General features: G+C 69.3%; 15 protein-coding genes. 7 read left to right on the top strand and 8 right to left on the bottom strand.

What is annotated here, in order from left to right; translation table 11 throughout:
• Positions 1–40 precede the first annotated feature (40 nt).
• The 4 genes from aceA (at position 41) to ACWDOP_RS10355 (ending at position 5,649) form a co-directional block, all read left to right on the top strand.
• Complete coding sequence (gene aceA / locus ACWDOP_RS10370) at positions 41–1,330, top strand: isocitrate lyase (RefSeq protein ID WP_454201489.1); 1,290 nt, start codon at positions 41–43, stop codon at positions 1,328–1,330.
• A 387-nt stretch (positions 1,331–1,717) separates the two neighbouring features.
• Positions 1,718–2,602, top strand: coding sequence for a 3-hydroxybutyryl-CoA dehydrogenase (locus tag ACWDOP_RS10365; RefSeq protein WP_454201490.1), 885 nt, complete (start codon positions 1,718–1,720; stop codon positions 2,600–2,602).
• A 317-nt stretch (positions 2,603–2,919) separates the two neighbouring features.
• The gene (gene metE / locus ACWDOP_RS10360; RefSeq protein WP_456344793.1) at positions 2,920–5,235 is read left to right on the top strand and encodes a 5-methyltetrahydropteroyltriglutamate--homocysteine S-methyltransferase; all 2,316 of its coding nucleotides are present in this window, start codon (positions 2,920–2,922) and stop codon (positions 5,233–5,235) included.
• Positions 5,236–5,457: 222 nt separating this feature from the next.
• Positions 5,458–5,649: an antitoxin gene (locus tag ACWDOP_RS10355; protein ID WP_454201492.1), complete on the top strand. Its 192-nt coding sequence runs from the start codon at positions 5,458–5,460 to the stop codon at positions 5,647–5,649.
• A 14-nt stretch (positions 5,650–5,663) separates the two neighbouring features.
• Here the strand turns inward: ACWDOP_RS10355 and ACWDOP_RS10350 are convergent, their stop codons facing one another.
• The 4 genes from ACWDOP_RS10350 to ACWDOP_RS10335 all read right to left on the bottom strand — a co-directional run bounded on the left by ACWDOP_RS10350 (position 5,664) and on the right by ACWDOP_RS10335 (position 11,127).
• Positions 5,664–8,216, bottom strand: coding sequence for a protein kinase domain-containing protein (locus tag ACWDOP_RS10350; RefSeq protein WP_456344792.1), 2,553 nt, complete (start codon positions 8,214–8,216; stop codon positions 5,664–5,666).
• A 169-nt stretch (positions 8,217–8,385) separates the two neighbouring features.
• Entirely contained in the window at positions 8,386–8,679 is a 294-nt protein-coding gene (locus tag ACWDOP_RS10345) for a hypothetical protein (RefSeq protein ID WP_456344791.1), read from the bottom strand.
• Between the two features lie 127 nt (positions 8,680–8,806).
• Entirely contained in the window at positions 8,807–9,991 is a 1,185-nt protein-coding gene (locus ACWDOP_RS10340) for an AI-2E family transporter (protein ID WP_456344790.1), read from the bottom strand.
• A gap of 83 nt (positions 9,992–10,074) precedes the next feature.
• The gene (locus ACWDOP_RS10335; protein WP_456344789.1) at positions 10,075–11,127 is read right to left on the bottom strand and encodes an NAD(P)-dependent alcohol dehydrogenase; all 1,053 of its coding nucleotides are present in this window, start codon (positions 11,125–11,127) and stop codon (positions 10,075–10,077) included.
• Positions 11,128–11,234: 107 nt separating this feature from the next.
• On the opposite strand from ACWDOP_RS10335, the gene ACWDOP_RS10330 reads away from it, so the two are divergent.
• Positions 11,235–11,969 (top strand): ZIP family metal transporter, encoded by a 735-nt coding sequence (locus ACWDOP_RS10330; RefSeq protein ID WP_454201497.1) that lies wholly within the window; start codon positions 11,235–11,237, stop codon positions 11,967–11,969.
• A gap of 154 nt (positions 11,970–12,123) precedes the next feature.
• Complete coding sequence (locus ACWDOP_RS10325) at positions 12,124–13,257, top strand: S1C family serine protease (RefSeq protein WP_456344788.1); 1,134 nt, start codon at positions 12,124–12,126, stop codon at positions 13,255–13,257.
• A gap of 22 nt (positions 13,258–13,279) precedes the next feature.
• Here the strand turns inward: ACWDOP_RS10325 and ACWDOP_RS10320 are convergent, their stop codons facing one another.
• The 4 genes from ACWDOP_RS10320 to ACWDOP_RS10305 form a co-directional block, all read right to left on the bottom strand.
• Positions 13,280–13,852 carry a vitamin K epoxide reductase family protein gene (locus ACWDOP_RS10320; RefSeq protein WP_456344787.1) on the bottom strand — a complete coding sequence of 191 codons (573 nt, stop codon included), beginning with the start codon at positions 13,850–13,852 and terminating at the stop codon, positions 13,280–13,282.
• The gene (locus tag ACWDOP_RS10315) at positions 13,852–14,601 is read right to left on the bottom strand and encodes a DsbA family protein (RefSeq protein WP_456344786.1); all 750 of its coding nucleotides are present in this window, start codon (positions 14,599–14,601) and stop codon (positions 13,852–13,854) included. The genes ACWDOP_RS10320 and ACWDOP_RS10315 overlap by 1 nt, the downstream gene beginning before the upstream one ends.
• Before the next feature lie 138 nt (positions 14,602–14,739).
• Entirely contained in the window at positions 14,740–15,591 is an 852-nt protein-coding gene (locus ACWDOP_RS10310) for a polyphosphate kinase 2 family protein (RefSeq protein WP_456344785.1), read from the bottom strand.
• 48 nt (positions 15,592–15,639) lie between these two features.
• Complete coding sequence (locus tag ACWDOP_RS10305) at positions 15,640–16,317, bottom strand: ESX secretion-associated protein EspG (protein ID WP_454201502.1); 678 nt, start codon at positions 16,315–16,317, stop codon at positions 15,640–15,642.
• Between the two features lie 300 nt (positions 16,318–16,617).
• On the opposite strand from ACWDOP_RS10305, the gene ACWDOP_RS10300 reads away from it, so the two are divergent.
• The gene (locus ACWDOP_RS10300; RefSeq protein ID WP_456344784.1) at positions 16,618–18,117 is read left to right on the top strand and encodes a hypothetical protein; all 1,500 of its coding nucleotides are present in this window, start codon (positions 16,618–16,620) and stop codon (positions 18,115–18,117) included.
• The last annotated feature ends 5 nt before the right edge of the window (positions 18,118–18,122 follow it).

Here is an 18,122-nt window from a genome sequence, read left to right as displayed (position 1 = left end):
GGCGGGGCAACCGAGACCGAACGAAGAAGTGGAGTCAGAGATGTCGACTGTCGGCACCCCGAAGACCGCTGCGGAAATCCAGCAGGATTGGGACACCAACCCGCGCTGGAAGGGCATCACCCGCAGCTACACCGCCGAGCAGGTTGTGAAGCTGCAGGGCACCGTTGTCGAGGAGCACACCCTCGCCCGTCGTGGTGCCGAGATCCTCTGGGATCTGGTCAACAACGAGGACTACATCAACTCCCTGGGCGCCCTCACCGGCAACCAGGCGGTCCAGCAGGTCCGCGCCGGCCTCAAGGCCATCTACCTGTCCGGTTGGCAGGTCGCCGGTGACGCGAACCTGTCCGGCCACACCTACCCGGACCAGTCGCTGTACCCGGCCAACTCGGTGCCGTCCGTCGTGCGTCGCATCAACAACGCGCTGCTGCGTGCCGACGAGATCGCCAAGGTCGAGGACGACAAGTCCGTCGCCAACTGGCTCGCCCCGATCGTCGCCGACGCCGAGGCCGGCTTCGGTGGCGCGCTGAACGCCTACGAGCTGCAGAAGGCCATGATCGCGGCCGGCGCCGCGGGCGTGCACTGGGAGGACCAGCTGGCCTCCGAGAAGAAGTGTGGCCACCTCGGTGGCAAGGTGCTGATCCCCACCCAGCAGCACATCCGCACCCTGACCTCGGCTCGCCTCGCGGCCGACGTCGCCGGTGTCCCCTCGGTCATCATCGCGCGCACCGACGCCGAGGCCGCCACCCTCATCACCTCCGATGTGGACGAGCGCGACCGCGAGTTCCTCGATGGCACCCGTACCGCCGAGGGCTTCTTCGGCGTGAAGAACGGCATCGAGCCCTGCATCGCGCGTGCCAAGGCCTACGCCCCGTACTCCGACCTCATCTGGATGGAGACCGGCGTGCCGGACCTCGAGGTCGCGCGCAAGTTCGCCGAGGCCGTCCGCGGCGAGTTCCCGGACCAGCTGCTGGCCTACAACTGCTCGCCTTCGTTCAACTGGAAGGCGCACCTGGACGACGCGACCATCGCGAAGTTCCAGCGTGAGCTCGGCGCGATGGGCTTCAAGTTCCAGTTCATCACCCTGGCCGGCTTCCACTCGCTGAACTACGGCATGTTCGACCTGGCGCACGGCTACGCCCGCGAGGGCATGACCGCGTTCGTCGACCTGCAGGAGCGCGAGTTCAAGGCCGCCGCCGAGCGTGGCTTCACCGCCGTCAAGCACCAGCGTGAGGTCGGCGCCGGCTACTTCGACACCATCGCCACCACGGTCGACCCCAACACCAGCACCGCTGCGCTGAAGGGCTCCACCGAAGAGGGCCAGTTCCACTGAGCCGCCTCCCCGCATATTCAGCGCACGGCTGAGAGCCGTTGCTAGTTGAAGACGCGTGGTGCGGTTGGGAGCGGGGCACAATTTCGGGGGTACCCCCGGAGTTACCCCGATCCTTGCGAGATCAGTTGTCGCGTTGAGTGACAACTGATTTCGAAAGACAATCCTCGGGGCGGCGGAGACGCCGCCCCGAGGCTCAGACCCTTCCCGTCGACAGCCCCGGCGGGGAGGGTTTTGTCCTAAACGAAAGACCTTAAGAAGGCGCAGGGTCAGGATCATTCCGACGCCTTCACCCAGCAGGAACAGAGAGCCCGGCGAGTCCGGGCGTCTGACCGGCAATGGCACATAGCCCGCCCGCAAGAGTTGCGGGGAGGCGGAACGGAGCGCGACGTGAGCGAGAAGATTCAGCGAGTCGGCATCATCGGTGCCGGTCAGATGGGCGCGGGTATCGCGGAGGTGTGTGCCCGGGCGCACGTCGACGTCCTCGTCTACGAGCAGACCCGTGAGCTCGCCGCCGCCGGTCGCGCCCGCATCCTGCGGTCGCTCGATCGCGCCGTCTCGAGTGGCAAGATCACCGAACGGGAGCGGGAGCAGACCGCCTGGCGGCTGCGCTTCACCTCCGACCTCGCCGACTTCGCCGACCGCCAGCTGGTCGTGGAAGCCGTGCTCGAGAACGAGGACGTGAAGACCGCCATCTTCGCCGAGCTCGACAAGGTCGTCACCGACCCCAACGCCGTGCTCGCCTCCAACACCTCCTCCATCCCGATCATGAAGATCGCCGTGGCCACCAACAACCCCGAGCGGGTCGTGGGCATGCACTTCTTCAACCCCGTGCCGGTGCTGCCGCTGGTCGAGCTGATCACCACGCTCAAGACCGCCGAGGCCGTCACCTCGCGCGCCGAGCAGTTCGCCTCCGACGTGCTCGGCAAGCAGGTTGTGCGCTCGGCCGACCGCTCGGGCTTCGTGGTCAACGCGCTGCTGGTGCCGTACCTGCTCTCGGCCATCCGCATGGTCGAATCCGGTTTCGCCACCAAGGAAGACGTCGACAAGGCCATGGTGCTGGGCTGCGCCCACCCGATGGGCCCGCTCGCCCTCACCGACCTGGTCGGGCTCGACACCGTGAAGTCCATCGCCGACTCCATGTACGCCGAGTTCAAGGAGCCGCTGTACTCCGCGCCGCCGCTGCTCATGCGCATGGTCGAGGCGGGTCTGCTCGGCAAGAAGGCCGGCACCGGCTTCTACCAGTACAACGCGCCCGCCGCGGCCAAGAAGTAGCCGCTCGGCCGAGCGCCGGCCCGCGTCGTGCACGCGGACCGGCGATCGGGAGCGACACCCCTCTCCGCGGTGTCCGGGCGGTTGCCCGGAACTTGCGAGAGCGGTTCTCGCGTTCTATCAGAACGACAGCTCCTGAATGGCACGCGGGTACGGGTCTTCCGAACCCATCAGGGGCATAGGCTGCAAATACGGGCCGGTAACACCGGCCGGCCCACCCGGGTCGACGCGAGTCGATCCGACATCAGGGCGCAACTGTGCGGCGTCCACCCCTCCTGGTGGGCGCCGCGCAGGTGACTTAAAGGAGGAGTGGCGCGCTCATGGCCAACGTCACCGACGGCTTCGGATCGAGCATCCTGGGCTATCCCCGTATCGGACCGCATCGCGAACTCAAGCGTGCCCTCGAATCCTATTGGCACGGAACGTCGGAACGCGATGAGCTGCTCGCCGTAGGACGTGAGATCCAGGAGAGTCAGTACCTCGAACTGGCCGCGACCGGACTCACCCAGGTGCCCGGCAACACCTTCTCCTTCTACGACCACATCCTCGACAACGCCCTGCTGTTCGGCGCGGTGCCCAAGCGCTTCGAGCCCTACCGCGAGGGGCTGCACCCGCTCGACTTCTACTTCCTGATGGCGCGCGGCAACCCCGACGTGCCGCCGCTGGAACTGGTGCGGTTGTTCAACACGCCGTACCACTACCGCCAGCCCGAACTCGACACCGATACCGAATTCTCGCTGCACCCCGAGGCGCTGCTCGACGAATTCGACCGGGCCAAGGCCGCCGGCATCGAACTGCGGCCGGTCGTGCTCGGGCCGCTGTCGCTGCTGCTGCTGTCCAAGACCGGGCACGTGCCGGGCGAGACCGAGTTCGACAAACTGGTGCTGCTGGACAAGCTGCTACCGGTGTACGAGGAACTCTTCGAACTGCTCGCCAAGCGCGGCGCGACCTGCGTGCAGCTGGACGAGCCGTGCTTCACCAGCGACCGGTCGCCCTCCACCATCGAGGTGTTCGAGAAGGCGTACAACCGGCTGTCCAAGGCGCCGCTGCGGCCCCGGCTGCTGGTCACCGGGCAGTACGGCGACTTCGGTGAGGCGCTGGAAGCGCTGGCGCGCACCAAGGTCGAGGCCGTCGGGCTCGACCTGGCCAACTACCGCATCCGGCCCGAGGACCTGGCCAAGATCCCGGGCATCGGCCGCAAGCGGCTGTACGCGGGCGTCATCAGCGGCACCAACGTGTGGCGCGCGGACCGGCGCGTGACCCTGGAATACCTGAACGAGCTCGCCAAGGTGTGCCCGGACATGGTGGTCTCCACCGGCGCGACCCTGCTGCACGTGCCCTACGACCTGCTCGTGGAGTACGAGCTGGAAGAGCATGTCGCCGAGCGCCTCGCCTTCGCGAAACAGAAGGTGCTGGAAGTGGTTTCGCTCGCGAAGGCGCTCACCGAGGGCCCCTCGGAGAAGTGGCGCAAGCGGCCGACCTCGGTGCACTTCAAGCAGAAGCACGCGGTGCGGCAGCGGGTGTACAACGTGACGCCGCAGATGCGCGAGCGCGAACCATACGAGGTGCGGCGCGCGGCCCAGCAGGCCAAGCTGAACCTGCCGCTGGTGCCCGCCACCACCCTCGGTTCCTTCCCGCAGACCAACGCGGGCCGGCAGGCGCGCTACGACCTGGGCCAGGGGCGACTGTCGTACGAGGAGTACCGCAAGCGGATCGAGGCCGAGATCGAGGGCACCATCCGGTTGCAGGAGGACATCGGGCTCGACGTGTTCGTGCACGGTGAGCACGAGCGCAACGACATGATCCAGTACTTCGCGGAGCTGCTCGACGGCTTCGCCACCACCCACTTCGGCTGGGTGCAGGTGTACGGATCACGGTGTGTGCGACCGCCGATCGTGTACGGCGACGTGTCGCGGCCCGCGCCCATGTCGGTCGAATGGTCGACCTACGCGCAGTCGCTGACCGACAAGCCGGTCAAGGGCATGGTCACCGGGCCGGTCACCATGCTCGCGCGCTCGTTCGTGCGCCAGGACCAGCCGCTGTTCGACACCGCGGACCAGGTGGCCCTGGCCATCCGGGACGAGGTCGTGGATCTGGAACGGGCGGGCATCGCCATCATCCAGGTCGACGAGCCGTCGATCCGCGAGCTGCTGCCGCTGCGTGCGCGGGGCCGGGCGGAGTACCTGCGCTGGGCGGTGGCCGCGTTCCGCCTCGCCACCTCCGGGGTCAAGGCCGAAACCCAGATCCACACGCACATCGGCTATTCCAGCCGCGAGGACGTGGTGCAGGCGATCGACGAGCTCGACGCCGACGTGACCGCGATCGTGGCCACCCGCTCCATCGAATGGGTGCTGAACTCCCTCAAGGAGGACTGCGCCGAGGGCCACGGCCTGACCCACGGCGTCGGCCCCGGCGTCTACGAGAGCCGCTCGGCCCGTATCCCGGACATCGACGAGCTCGACGAGGCCCTGACCGCCGCCGCGGAAGCGGTTACCCCCCAACGCCTCTGGGCGAACCCCGACGGCGGTTTGAAGACCCGCCACCACTGGCAGCTGGATCCGTCCCTGCGGAACATGGTCGCCGCGGCGCGGCGCGTGCGCCGCCGGGCAGAAGCGGCCGAGGCGGCCGGGGAGTAGAACCGCCGCGAACCCGTGGGACGGCGGCAAGGTCTTCGAAGACCTTGCCGCCGTTCGCGTTTCGGGTCTACCGGTCGGTTCGGCAAGCGTGCCGCGCCGCCGATCGGAGGTCCTGGCGCTCGGTGTTTGCCCGTGCCTCGGTGGCGCTCGACACTCTTCGGTCCGGGGCGGTATTCCCGCGGATAACCTGGGGCGGAATCGGTTTCGAGACGGGAGTGGGACGTGGCGTTGTTCGACAATCTGAAGGGTGCCGCGACCAAGGCGGCCAAGCTCGCCGGGCAGCACGCGGACAAGCTGGAGCCGCTGGTCGACAAGGTCGGGGACGCGGTCGACAAGCAGACCAAGGGGAAGTACGTCAGCCAGGTGAACGCGGCCCAGGCCGCCGCGAAGAAGGCGTTGCGCGACAAGCGCTGAGGCGGGTGCCGGTGTCAGCGGTGGTCGGCTACCCGCCAGAGGAGGACCGTGCTGTCGGCGCTGCCGGTCGCCAGGAGGGCGCCGTCGGGGGTGAAGGTCAGGGCGTGGACCGAGGCGGTGTGGCCGGTCAGGGGATTGCCCAGGGGGCGGCGGGACTTCAGGTCCCAGAGGCGGATCGTGCCGTCTCGGCTCCCGCTCGCCAGGAGGGTGCCGTCGGGGGTGAAGGCTATCGCCAGGACCGGTTCGGCGTGGCCGCTCAGGGGCTCGCCGGCCAGTTGACGGGAGGTGAAGTCCCACAGGCGGATCGCCACGTCGTCGCCCGCGGTGGCCAGTAGGGAGCCGTCGGGGGAGCAGGCCAGGGTTCGGATCGAACCGTTGTGGCCGGTCAGGGGATCGCGGGAAAGGGCGCCGGTGCCTATCGTCCAGAAGCGGGCGGTGCCGTCGGCGCTGCCGGTCGCGATCAGGCGGCCCGCGGGGTGGAAGGCCAGGGCGCGAACGGATCCGGTGTGGCCGGTCAGCGGGGCTCCCACCGGCTGGCGGGTGTTGACCGCCCAGATCTGGGCGGTGCCGTCGTCGCCGCCGGTGGCCATGAGGGTGCCGCCGGGGTGGAAGGCCACGCCGCGCAGGGCGTTCGTGTGACCGGTCAGCGCGCCGCCGATCGGCTGACGGGTGTTCGCGTTCCACAGCCGCGCCGAGCCGTCCTCGCTGCCGGTGAGCAGCTGCGAGCCGTCGGGACTGAACGCCACCCCGCGAATCGAATTGCTGTGCCCGGTCAGCGGATTGACGCTCTGCTGCCGTGTCGCGACGTCCAGCAGCCGGGTGGAGTTGTCCTTGCACCCCACCGCGAGCGTCGACCCGTTCGGGTTGAACGCCAGCGCCAGCACCTGCGACGGCAGCGCGAGCCGCTCCGGCTCGCCCACCCCGACCGGGTTTGCTTCGGTCGGCACGGGATCCGAACTCCGCGAACCGAATACGGTGAACCCCGCCGCCACGGCGGCCGCGCCGACCGCTACACCCACCCCGCCCAACAGGGCCTGCCTCCTGGTGAGCACTCCGCGCGGGCCGATCGCCGAACCATCCCGTCCGCCACCACTGCCGGCCTCGGGACCACCGTGTTCGTGATCTCCCGGTGCGAGGTCGCCCCGAATCGCGTCCCCACCGCGACCGGCTCCGGGATGCGCGCCGCCGTCCGCCGGAGTGGGTCCCGTGCTGCCGGACACCCCCTCGCCCACTCCGCGGGCGAAACTGGGAGGCGAGTCCCCGAAGTGCGAGCGTCCGCTCGGCATCGAGACGGGTGAGGTATGTCCATCTCGGCCTCGAAGATCCTTTCCCGCATCGCTTTCGGCCGCGGCCGCGTCGGTGGCACGGCCCGAGGCGTGATCGGAATGCGGGTGTGGTGAGGCTGCCGTTCCGGTAGTGGAGTTCTCTCCCCGGTCGTATCCGGCGGTTGAATCATCGATTCCCGCAACGGAACCCGTTGGATTGCGGGCGCTTCCCGAGTCTTCTCCGATGTAGGGGCGTGTGACGCCGCCCGTGTCGTGGATGGGGTGACCCGGCTGCCGTTGCGAGAAGTCCTCGGCCGCTGCGGAACTCGTGGGTGTGCCCGGGGCGGCGGCGGAACTCGTGGGCGTGCCCGGCGCGGCGGCGGTCTCGGCATCCTCGCCGAGCCAGACCCGGTGGGGTGTGGCGGGGGTGTGGTCGGGGAGGTAGCGGCCGACCACCGTCTCGCCGGAGCGATCCACGGCCTCGCGGGCCGCGGCGGCGAAGGACTCGCAGTCGGGGTAGCGGTCGCGGGGGTCCTTCGCCAGGACCCGGGCCAGCACGAGATCCAGGCCGGCGGGCAGCCCGGGGTCGGTGGCCGTGGGGCGGGGGAGGGGTGCGTGCAGGTGCGCGGCTATCACCGCGGCGTCGTCCGAACGGGGAAACGGGGGTTCACCGGTCAGAAGTTTGAACAGGGTGCAGCCGAGCGAGTAGAGGTCGGCCCGATGGTCGACGGGACCGCCGCCGAAACGTTCGGGCGCGGTGTACGCCAGGGTGGCGCTCACGCGGGACCCCGTCTCGGAATCCTCCACGCTGCGGGCGATTCCGAAGTCGGTGACCATGGTGCGCTCGAACGCGCCCGAATCGCGTTCCACCAGCAGGTTGGCCGGTTTCACATCGCGGTGCAGGACGCCGTGCCGGTGCGCGTGATCCAGCGCGCGGCCCGCGTCGCCGATCATGCGCACGGCGCGTTCGGGGGTGACGCGGCCGCCCGCGTGGGCGAGCACCGCCGCCGCGTCGCCGCCCTCGACGAACTTCATGGAGATCCAGAGGACGTCGTCCTCGGGCGAATTGCGGTCGTAGATGGGCACGATGTTGGGGTGATCCAGGGCGGTGATGAGCGCCGCCTCGCGCTCGAAGCGCGCACGGGCCTTCGCATCGTGCGCGAAGGCGTCGTTGAGCACCTTGAGCGCCACCGACCGTTGCAGGCGCGGATGGCGGGCCAGGTAGACCACGCCCATTCCGCCCGCCCCCAACGGCCTTTCGATGGTGTAGCCCGCGAACATCGCACCGGGTCGCAATCGCATCCGGCACCCACCTCCCCGTACTCCCGCGCGGCACCGTGAGGCAACAGTACGCCGAGGTGTCGGTCGAGGTCACCCGCTCGGGGGCCCCGCGACGCGGGCGTCGAGAGTGGATACGGCGAAGTCGCGCGGCGGGTTCAACCTCGCGCGGGGCGGTCCCGCCGGTCACGAGCTACCAGCCGCGACCGCCGTTGCCCCCGTTGCCGTTTCCGCCGCCGCGGTGGTCACCCTTGTCGCCGCCGTTGTTGTGCTCGCGCTGCCAGCGATCCTTGTAGTGGCTCCAGCAGTAGTCCCAGTCCCAGCCGCGGCTGTTGCGGTCGCAGTACCACTCGTAGCCGCGGTCGTTGCTCGCGCTCGTGATGCCGCCCGGCCGATCGGGCGCGGCGGTGGCGACGCCCGCGCCGACCGGAAGGATGAACAGGGCCGCGGCCGCCGCGGAGGCGATGCGCTCGGCGATGAGGTTCATGGGGATCTGCTCCTGTTGCGGTGTCCCGGGAGGTGTTTCCCGTTGACAGCAATGGTGCGGATCGGCGGCGATATTCTCTGTCCGCGGATAGACACTGGAAGTGTGTCCGCGCCGACACTCGCCGGCGTCACTCCTCCGGCGTGGGTTCGGGTTTGGCCGGAGCGATGCGCTCGCGCAGCGACTTCCGTTTCCGCCGCGGCTGTTTCGGCTCCGCCGGCGCCTCGACGTCGTACCGCCGGATGTACGCGCCGATGAACGCCTGCCCGGTCGCCGTCACGGGTATGGCCAGCAGCGCCCCCGTCGCCCCGAACAGCGCCGCCCCGCCCAGCACCGCCCCGAAGGCCACCGCCGGGTGCATGTCGAGGGTGGTCGCGGTGATGCGCGGCTGCAGCACATAGTTCTCGAACTGCTGGTAGAGCACGATGAACCCGAGAATCCACAGCGCGGTGCGCGGTTCCTGCGCCAGCGCCACGATCACCGGCAGCGCACCCGCGAGATAGGTGCCCACGGTCGGAATGAACTGCGAGACGACCCCCACCCACAGCGCCAGCGCGAACGCCGACGGAATGCCGAGCACCCGCATGGCCGCGTAGTGGGCCAGCGTCGAGCACAGCGCGAGCAGCGCCCGCGAATACAGGTAGCCACCGGTTTTCTCGACCGCGATATCCCAGGCCCGCAGCACGTGCTTCTGCCGATTCGGGGTGAGCACCGAACACACCGCGTTCCGGAACCGCGGCCCGTCGGCGGCGAAGTAGTAGGTGAACAGCAGCACGCCCAGGGATTGGAACAGCACCCCGAGGGCGGTGGTGCCGATGCCCCACACGTCACCGGCCAGCCCGAGGAAATACGACTCCAGCGAGGAGCTCGCCTCGGTGGCCCACCGGGTGATGTCGTCGCCCGAAAGATCCTGATTGAAGGTGGAATTCACCCAATCCACGAGATTCTGGGCGTACTGCGGCGCGTTCTCCACCAGCGCGCTGACCTGATCGACCACGAGTTCGCCCATGGTCCAGACGAATCCGACCAGCACCACCAGCACCGACACGAAGACCAGCCCCGTGGCCGGCGCCCGCTTCCAGCCGCGCGCGGCCAGCCAGTTCACCGCCGGCTCGATGGCGAACGCCAGGAACAGCGACACCACCAGGACCGTGATCAGGCCCTGCAGCTTCTGCAGCGCCCAGAAGCTGACCACGACCCCGGCCACGATGGCTGCCGCCAGCAGATACGCCTGCGGCAGCCACGGCGGGATCATGGTCGAGACATCACGCCGGTCCGATGTGTCGTCCGGCCGGTCATCCTGTTCCTCGGACACACCCGCAAAGGTAATCGCGCCGGGCGGATCGCGGTGGGAGCGGCGTGTTCTCGCGCGCCCCGACCGCGCGTACCCGGTGTTCGCTAGATGGTCGCCGCGTCGATCACGAAGCGGTACCGCACGTCACTGGCCACCACCCGGTCGTACGCCTCGTCGATGCGATCGGCCGAGATGACCTCGATCTCCGCGCCGATGCCGTGCTCGGCGCAGAAGTTCAGCATCTCCTGGGTCTGCGCGATGCCGCCGATCATGGATCCGGCCAGCGACCGCCGGTACCCGGCGATGGTGAAAGGCTTGACCGCCAGCGGGTTCTCGGGCAGGCCCAGGATCACCAGCGTGCCGTCCAGCGCCAGCAGTTTGAGGTAGTTGTCGATGGGCAGATCGGCCGACACCGTGTTCAGGATCAGGTCGAAGCGCCCGCGCAGCCCGCGGAAGGTCTCGCGTTCACTTGTCGCGTAGTAGTGGTGCGCACCGAACTTCTTGCCGTCCTCCTGCTTGCTCAGCGAGTGCGAGAGCACGGTCACCTCCGCGCCCATGGCCGCGGCGATCTTCACACCCACGTGCCCGAGCCCGCCCATCCCGATGATGGCGACCCGCTTGCCCGGGCCCGCGTTCCAGTGCCGCAGCGGCGAGAACAGCGTGACGCCCGCGCACAGCAGCGGTGCGGCGACATCGAGGCCGATGCCCTCCGGGATGCCGACCACGAAGCTCTCGGTCACCACGATCCGCGTGGAGTACCCGCCCATGGTGTAGCCGCCGGGCTGGATCTCGGGCGCGACCCCGGTGTTGTAGGTCATGGTCGCGCCGGGGATGCAGTACTGCTCCTCGCCGGCCAGGCACGGTTCGCACTTCCCGCAGGAATCGACCATGCAGCCCACGCCGACCCGATCGCCCACCTGATATTTGGTGACCGCCGACCCGACCCCGGCGACCAGCCCGGCGATCTCGTGTCCGGGCACGCACGGGTACCGCGCGCCACCCCATTCGTCACGGGCGGTGTGGATGTCGGAGTGGCAGATGCCCGCGAACTTCACGTCGATCAGGACATCGTGGGGTCCGAGCTCGCGGCGTTCGATGGTCAGCTTCTCGAATCGGCCATCGGGGGCGGAGACGGCGTAGGCGGCAGCGGTGCTCATGGATACATGCCTACCTGTGCACGCCGTCAATCACCAGGATTCGTCCGGAATGTCCCATCCGGCGCGGCGCGGACCGAGAGCCGACGGCTATCGCCCATGCTGGGCGAATGGCGATTCTGCTGTCCCTGGTGTCGATGCTCTCGACCTTCCTCGGCGGGCTCGCGGCCGACCGCATCGGGGAGCGCAAACGCCTCGTCCTCGGCCTGGCCGCCGGGGTCATGCTCGGCGTCGTCGCCTTCGACCTGCTGCCCGAGGCCCTGGAACAGGACACCCGCGAGGCCCTCGGCATCCCGGTGCCGCTGCTCGCCGCGGTGGTCGGCTTCTTCACCGTGCACATCCTGGAACAGGCCGTCGCGCTGCACACCGGGCACGAGGACGAATTCGGCGCGCACCACCACGATTTCGCCTCGGTCGGCCTGGTCGCCGCCGGCGGGCTGGTGTTCCACAGCTTCCTCGACGGCTTCAGCATCGGCATCGGATTCCAGGCCGGCGCCGCGGTGGGCGCGGCCGTCGCGCTCGCGGTCATCTGCCACGACTTCGCCGACGGCTTCAACACCTTCACCCTCACCACGCTGTACGGAAACGCCCGCCGGCGCGGCTACTACATGCTGGCCGCCGACGCGATCGCCCCCGTGCTGGGCGCGATCGTCGGTACCTTCGTGCGCGTCCCGGCCGAATTCGTGGGCATGTACCTGGGCTACTTCGCGGGCTTCCTGCTCTACCTCGCCACCGCCGACATCCTGCCGGAGGCGCACGCGGGCAAGCCGTCCAAGGCCCCGCTGCTGTGCACCCTGGCCGGGGTGGGGTTCATGCTCGCGGTGGCGGCCGTCGGCCACGGCTAACGCGGGACCCGGGTCCCGGACCTGCGACGGCGGACCGGAACGGCGCCGCGGAACGATCATTGCAACGCGCTCCGACCCCGGAACTGGTACACCAGAAGGTGCATGAAAAGCCCACGGCCGCGGGGCCGGGTGCCCAAGGCAGTCGGGAGCGGGAATGTACGACGACATGTCTCGAACCGGCGCGCCGGGCCCCCATCCCGCCCGGGGCCCCGGCGAAGGCGGCGGCCGCGCCCTCGCGCTGCTGCTGGCGGCCATCCTGGGCTTCACCGCATTCCTCGGCTACAACGGCGGATTCACGCACTGGCCGCTGCGCGCGGACTCCGTCACGGCCACCCTGCTCGGCCCGCCGCTGCCGCCCCTGGACGCCGAACACGTCTCGAACATCGTCGAACCGGCCCTGGTGAACATCACCGCCGGCCTGCGCCCGTACGGGCTCGGCGCGGCCGGATCCGGCATCGTGCTCACCGCCGAGGGACAGGTGCTCACCAGCCACCACGTCATCAAGGGCGCCGACACGGTGACCGTCGCCGACATCGGCAACGGCGCCGTGTACCCGGCCGTGGTGCTCGGCTACGACTCCGGGTCCGATATCGCGCTCCTCGAATTGTCCGGTGCGAGCGGGCTTCCCGTGGCCCGGCTCGGCAGTTCGGCCGGCGTGCGCGTCGGGGACGAACTGCTCGCCATCGGCAACGCGGGCGGCACCGGCTCGCCCACCGCGGTCGGCGGTCCCGTCACCGGTCTGGACAGCGCCATCGTGGCCCGCAATTCGGCGGATCTGTCCCGGAAGTCGTTGCACGGCTTGATCGAAGTGGCCGCCGAGGTCAGCGCCGGGCAGTCCGGCGGCGCGCTCGTGGACCGGCACGGCGCGGTGGTCGGGGTGGTCACCGCCGCCTCCGGGGAGGTACGCAAGGCCCTCGGGCAGGCCAACGGCTACGCGGTCCCGATCGACGCGGCCATGGCGATCGTGCGCCAGATCCGTTCCGGCACACCGACGGACACCGTGCACGTCGGGCCCACCGCGACCCTCGGGATCATCACCTCCGACGCCCGCGGGACGGCCGGGGCGCAGATCGACGTGGCCGTCTACGGTCTGCCCGCCTACGCGGCCGGGCTCACCGAGGGGGAGATCATCACCGCCGTCGACGGGCAGCCGGTGGGTGGTACGCGGGACCTCAAGGCCGCGCTGAACCTGCGCAAACCCGAGGACACCGTGCGGCTCGACCTCGTCGCACCCGGGGGCGGAACCCGTACGGTGAGCGTGAAACTCACCGCCGGCCCGCCGAATTGAGCGGGCCGGGAACAGGATCGGGCTAGTTGGAGAACAGATCCCGCCAGTGGTCCTGGAATTGGATGTACACGATGAGGATCACCACCGCGTAGTAGATGGCAGCCACGGTCCAGCGCCACTCGACCACGACCTGTAGCAGACCGCGGGCCTTACCCCAGATCTGCCCGGTCACGATGACCAGCAGCATCGGCGTCACCGCCCACACGACCATGCACCACGGGCACAGCGCGCGAATCTCGAACACCGCCGAATAGATGAGCCAGCAGATGAAGCCCATCCCGGCCAGCAGCCCGGTCCACAGCCCGCCCCAGATCCACCGCGGGAAGCCGATACCGGCCACCGCCAGCACGCCCAGGGTGACCACCACCGAGAAGCCGACGACACCGATGATCGGATTCGGGAAACCGAACGCCGCGGCCTGCTCCGACTGCATGACCGCGGTGCAGGCCACCACCTGATCGATGTTGCAGGAGGGGACGTAGGTCGAATCGGTGAACAGCTTGAACTTCTCGACCAGCAGCGTCACCGACGCACCCCAGCCGATCAGCCCGCCCAGCAGCAGCGGCCAGGCGGACCGGGGTGGAGCGGAGATCATCACTTGGCCGCGGCCTCTATCTCCGACTTCAGCGACTGCGGATTCACCTTCTTGCCGTTCACGTACACGGTCGGGGTGGACTCCAGGCCGGTGTCGAAGACGGCCTTGGTCTCGTCCTTGACGTACGAGATGTACTTGCCGTCCTTGATGCCCTGCGCCACAGCGGGATCGGTGTATCCGGCCTCGGTCGCGATGGCGATGAGCTGGTCGTCGGTCATGCCGTTCGCGCCCTCCGCGGGCTGCTTGGCGAACATGAGTTCGAGCCACTTCTGGAACTTGGCCGTATCGGAGGCGGCGACCACGTAGGCGGCGTTCGCGGCGCGGGTGGAGTACTGGTTGCCCTGCGAGGCGCGATCCAGGAACGAGATGATGCTGTACTCGATCCGGGCGTCACCGCTCGCCAGCGCGTCGTCGAGCACGCTCCCGTTGGCCTGCTCGAAACCCTTGCAGGCGGGGCACTGCAGATCGGCCACGATCTGGATCTTCGCCTTGGCATCGGCGTTGCCGATCCGGATCGCGCCGCCCTCGGTGACATTCGGCGGCACCGCGCCCGCGGCGGCGTCGTGGGTGACCACGGGATTGAAATCCGAGCCGTCCTTGGAATCGCGCATGGCCAGGCCGATGCCGATGGCGGCGACCAGGCCGACCAGCACCGCGGCGACGCCGACCTGGATCATGATCTTGCGATTGCGCTCGGACCGCTGCGCATCGGCGAGCGGATTCTTACGATCAGCCGGTTTCTTGCTCACCTGTGCCCTCACACGCCTTCCATAGTCACGACTCTGCGGGCCCATCTTCGCCCGCAAACCTGAGAGATTCCTGGTGAAGCCGGGCGGGCCTCGGAAAAGGGCCGTTCCGCGGGAGAAAAATCACTCGGGGGCGGGCGCTCACGCCTTCGCGAGCAGCCGCTTCTGTTCCTCGATGTCGAAGGTCGCCGGCGGCCACTCCAGCTTCAGGCCCTGCAGCGCGTCGATGAGCAACTCGGTGACCGCGAGCCGGGCGTACCACTTGTGATCACACGGAAGCACGTGCCACGGCGCGTAATCGGTGTCGGTGCGATCCAGCATCGCCTGGTACGCCTCCTGGTACTGCGGCCAGTAGCCGCGCTCGGTGACGTCGTTGACGCTGTACTTCCAGTACTTGTCGGGCCGTTCGAGCCGCTGCATGAGCCGCTTCTTCTGCTCGTCCAGCGAGACGAACATGGCGACCTTGACGATGACGGTGCCGTCGTCGACGAGCTTGCGCTCGAACTTGTTGATCTCGTCGTAGCGCTTGCCCCACACGTCCGGCGGCACCAGATCGTGCACGCGCACCACCAGTACGTCCTCGTAGTGCGAGCGATCGAAGACGCCGATGCGGCCGCCGCGGGGCAGCTCCTTGCGGATCCGCCACAGGAAGTGATGCTTCTTCTCCTCGGGCGTCGGCACCCCGAAGGCGGCCAGTTGCACGCCCTGCGGATCGACCGAGCCGATCACGTGCCGCACGATGCCGCCCTTGCCCGCGGTGTCCATGCCCTGCAGCACCAGCAGCACGCTGCGCGTCTCGCCGTGCCTGCCGTTGGCGTACAGGCGTTCCTGCAGGTCGGACAGCACCGCGGTGCGCTCGGCGAGCAGCTGCTCCCCGGCCTTCTTGTCGCCCTTGAAGCCCGGGGTCGCGGCCGTCTGAATATCGCTGACTCGCACACCGGCCGCGCGCAGCGCCTTGCTGACCGGTTTAGCCCAGGATGTCGCCTTCGCCATCCCTCATGCGTAACACGCGACGCGGGTTCGTGTCGGCAACGCGCCGAATCAAACCCGGGCCAGCCGTCCCAGGTGCTCGGCGAGTTCTTCATCCGAGATGGGGGTCAGCGTCAGATCGGTGGCGGTGGTCAGCAGATAGCGGCCGTCGCCGGAGAAGTCGAGCCAGGTGCGATGTTTGGTGGGCGGGGAGAACGGATTCGCGGGTTCCACCGAGACGGTGATGAACCCGCGCCCGTCCACCGGCTCCCGGAGTTTGCGGCGGAAGTCGTCGCCGCCCACGTCACTCGGGGCCGACCCGTCGGGGCGCAGCACCGCGTTCTGCGGTTCGCGCATCGTGGCCAGGGTGCCGGGCGGGGCCGAGCCGATGATCTCCACCAGCTCCCGGCCCAGTTGATCGGCCGGGCAGATCTGCACCGACACCGCGTCCGGCAGGGCGACCAGGATGCCCGCGCGCTGCTGTGCGACCGCGGCGAAGGCGAGTATGCGGCGCGGGTCGGGGCCGCCGGTGCGTTCGCCGTACAGGGTGACGGTGGTGTGGTCGGTGCGCGCGCAGAGCATGAGCGCGGCGGTCAGCTCCGGATCGGTGCGGTGCAGGTACTGGTGCCGCAAACGCGGTGCGGCGGTGGGATTCTCGGCACGAGCGGGCAGGGTGTCGAGCGGGTACGGGCGGCGCTCCAGATGGGTTTCACGGGTCCAGACCAGCGCGAATTCGTCCGGGGTCAGCATCCATTTCACCGTGGCCTGCCCCCGGTGGCGGCGAGGCCGAGCGAGTCTGACCCGATGTCCTGAGCGGACATATCGGGCGTCCCCCTTTCTGCGGTCCGACCCTCCGTCCCGTTGGCGACCTTACCGGAGGGTCAGGGTGGGTGTGAGCCCTCGTGTAAGGGGGCTTACTGTGACGTACGGCACGGTAGGGCCCGGCCCCGCGGTGTGCGATCATCCGATACCGGTCGATCGATCAGTTCGCGCGAACGCACCCCGGAGGTGCGGCGCGCCGCAGGCGCAACCCCCCGGAGGTACGGTCCGATGCTCGGAGCCAGGAACACGGCGGCGATCGCGCTCGCCTGCGGCGCGGCGCTGATCGGACCGCTCGGCGTCCCCGGAATCGGCACGGCCGCACCGATTCCCAGCGTGCCCGGCGGCGCACCGGAATTCCTGGGCGCGCCCGCCACACCCCGCCCGGTCGACGGGGTGCCGCCGGTGCCGCGCCACCCCGGGCTCGCGGCCACCGGCGACTCCGGCATCCACAACGACGGCTGGATGAGCGACACCTACACCCGTTCCGGCCCGCTCGGGCACGACACCCGGGTGGACTCGCTCCTGCTCGGCAGCGAATGCGGATCGCTCGCCTTCGACCGCGCCGGCCGCATCGTCGCCACCTGCCCGGGCCTGAATCCCGGTGTCTACCTGATCGATCCCGCCGGCATGCGGGTCCTGGGCCGGTACCCCCTGCCCGGGCGCGAACCCGGGGCCCTGCTGCGCCCGGGCGCCTTCACCAACTTCGGCGGCGGGGCCTACTTCTACCTCGACGATCGGGACCGCGCCATCGTCGGCGCGGCCACCGGGCACGTCCTGGTGCTGGCCCAGAACGCCACCGCCGACGGCTTCGTCCTCGAACACGACTACGACCTCACCGGCGTGCTGCGGCCCGGCGAGCAACTGAACTCGGTCCTGCCGGACTCCGAGGGCAGGCTGTGGTTCGTCGCCAAGAGCAACGGCGTCGTCGGCACCATCGACCCGGAAACCGGTGCGATACAGGTGATCCGGCTGGGCGACGGCGCCGAGGGGCAGATCCAGAACTCCTTCGCCGTCGGCTCCGACGGCGACGTGTACATCGCCACCAATCGCGACATGCTGCGCCTGGACGCCGGACCCGGCGGCGCGCCCGAGGTCACCTGGCGGGTCACCTACGCCAACAGCGGACAGCACAAGCCCGGCCAGATCGACGACGGCACCGGCACCACGCCGACCATCCTGCCCGGCGGGTACGTGGCCATCACCGACAACGCCGACCCCATGAACGTGGTCGTGTACCGCACCGCGCGCGACGCCGCGCGGCGCGAGGTGTGCTCGGTGCCGGTGTTCGAGACCGGCGCGGGCAACACCGAGAATTCGCTGATCGGCGCGGGCAATTCGCTGATCGTGGAGAACAACTACGGCTACACCGGGCCGGAGGCCACCCTGGGCGGGCGTACCACGACGCCCGGCTTCGCCCGTATCGACATCGCCCCCGACGGGTCGGGCTGCGCGAAGGTGTGGACCAACACCACCGTCGCCGCCCCCAGCGTGGTGCCGAAACTGTCCCTGGCCAACGGCCTGATCTACACCTACACCAAGGGCTCCGAACCCACCGACCCGTGGTACTGGACCACCCTGGACTTCCACACCGGAAACCTGGTGTGGCAGCGGCACTCCGGCTCGGGGCCGCTCTACAACAACAACTACGCCGGCCTGGCGATCGGCCCCGACGGCGCGGCCTACCTCGGCACCCTCGGCGGCCTGATCTCGCTGCGCGACGGCAACTGAGCCGC

The sequence above is a fragment of the Nocardia sp. NPDC003693 genome (assembly GCF_053981095.1).
Note: the sequence above shows the minus strand (reverse complement) of the source record. Positions and strands in the feature narration are given on the sequence as shown.

Coding starts and splice junctions, on each gene's coding strand:
- aceA (WP_454201489.1), top strand. CDS start 41: ATGTCGACTGTCGGCACCCCGAAGACCGCTGCGGAAATCCAGCAGGAT.
- metE (WP_456344793.1), top strand. CDS start 2,920: ATGGCCAACGTCACCGACGGCTTCGGATCGAGCATCCTGGGCTATCCC.
- ACWDOP_RS10350 (WP_456344792.1), bottom strand. CDS start 8,216: ATGCGATTGCGACCCGGTGCGATGTTCGCGGGCTACACCATCGAAAGG.
- ACWDOP_RS10345 (WP_456344791.1), bottom strand. CDS start 8,679: ATGAACCTCATCGCCGAGCGCATCGCCTCCGCGGCGGCCGCGGCCCTG.
- ACWDOP_RS10335 (WP_456344789.1), bottom strand. CDS start 11,127: ATGAGCACCGCTGCCGCCTACGCCGTCTCCGCCCCCGATGGCCGATTC.
- ACWDOP_RS10330 (WP_454201497.1), top strand. CDS start 11,235: ATGGCGATTCTGCTGTCCCTGGTGTCGATGCTCTCGACCTTCCTCGGC.
- ACWDOP_RS10325 (WP_456344788.1), top strand. CDS start 12,124: ATGTACGACGACATGTCTCGAACCGGCGCGCCGGGCCCCCATCCCGCC.
- ACWDOP_RS10320 (WP_456344787.1), bottom strand. CDS start 13,852: ATGATCTCCGCTCCACCCCGGTCCGCCTGGCCGCTGCTGCTGGGCGGG.
- ACWDOP_RS10310 (WP_456344785.1), bottom strand. CDS start 15,591: ATGGCGAAGGCGACATCCTGGGCTAAACCGGTCAGCAAGGCGCTGCGC.
- ACWDOP_RS10305 (WP_454201502.1), bottom strand. CDS start 16,317: ATGCTGACCCCGGACGAATTCGCGCTGGTCTGGACCCGTGAAACCCAT.
- ACWDOP_RS10300 (WP_456344784.1), top strand. CDS start 16,618: ATGCTCGGAGCCAGGAACACGGCGGCGATCGCGCTCGCCTGCGGCGCG.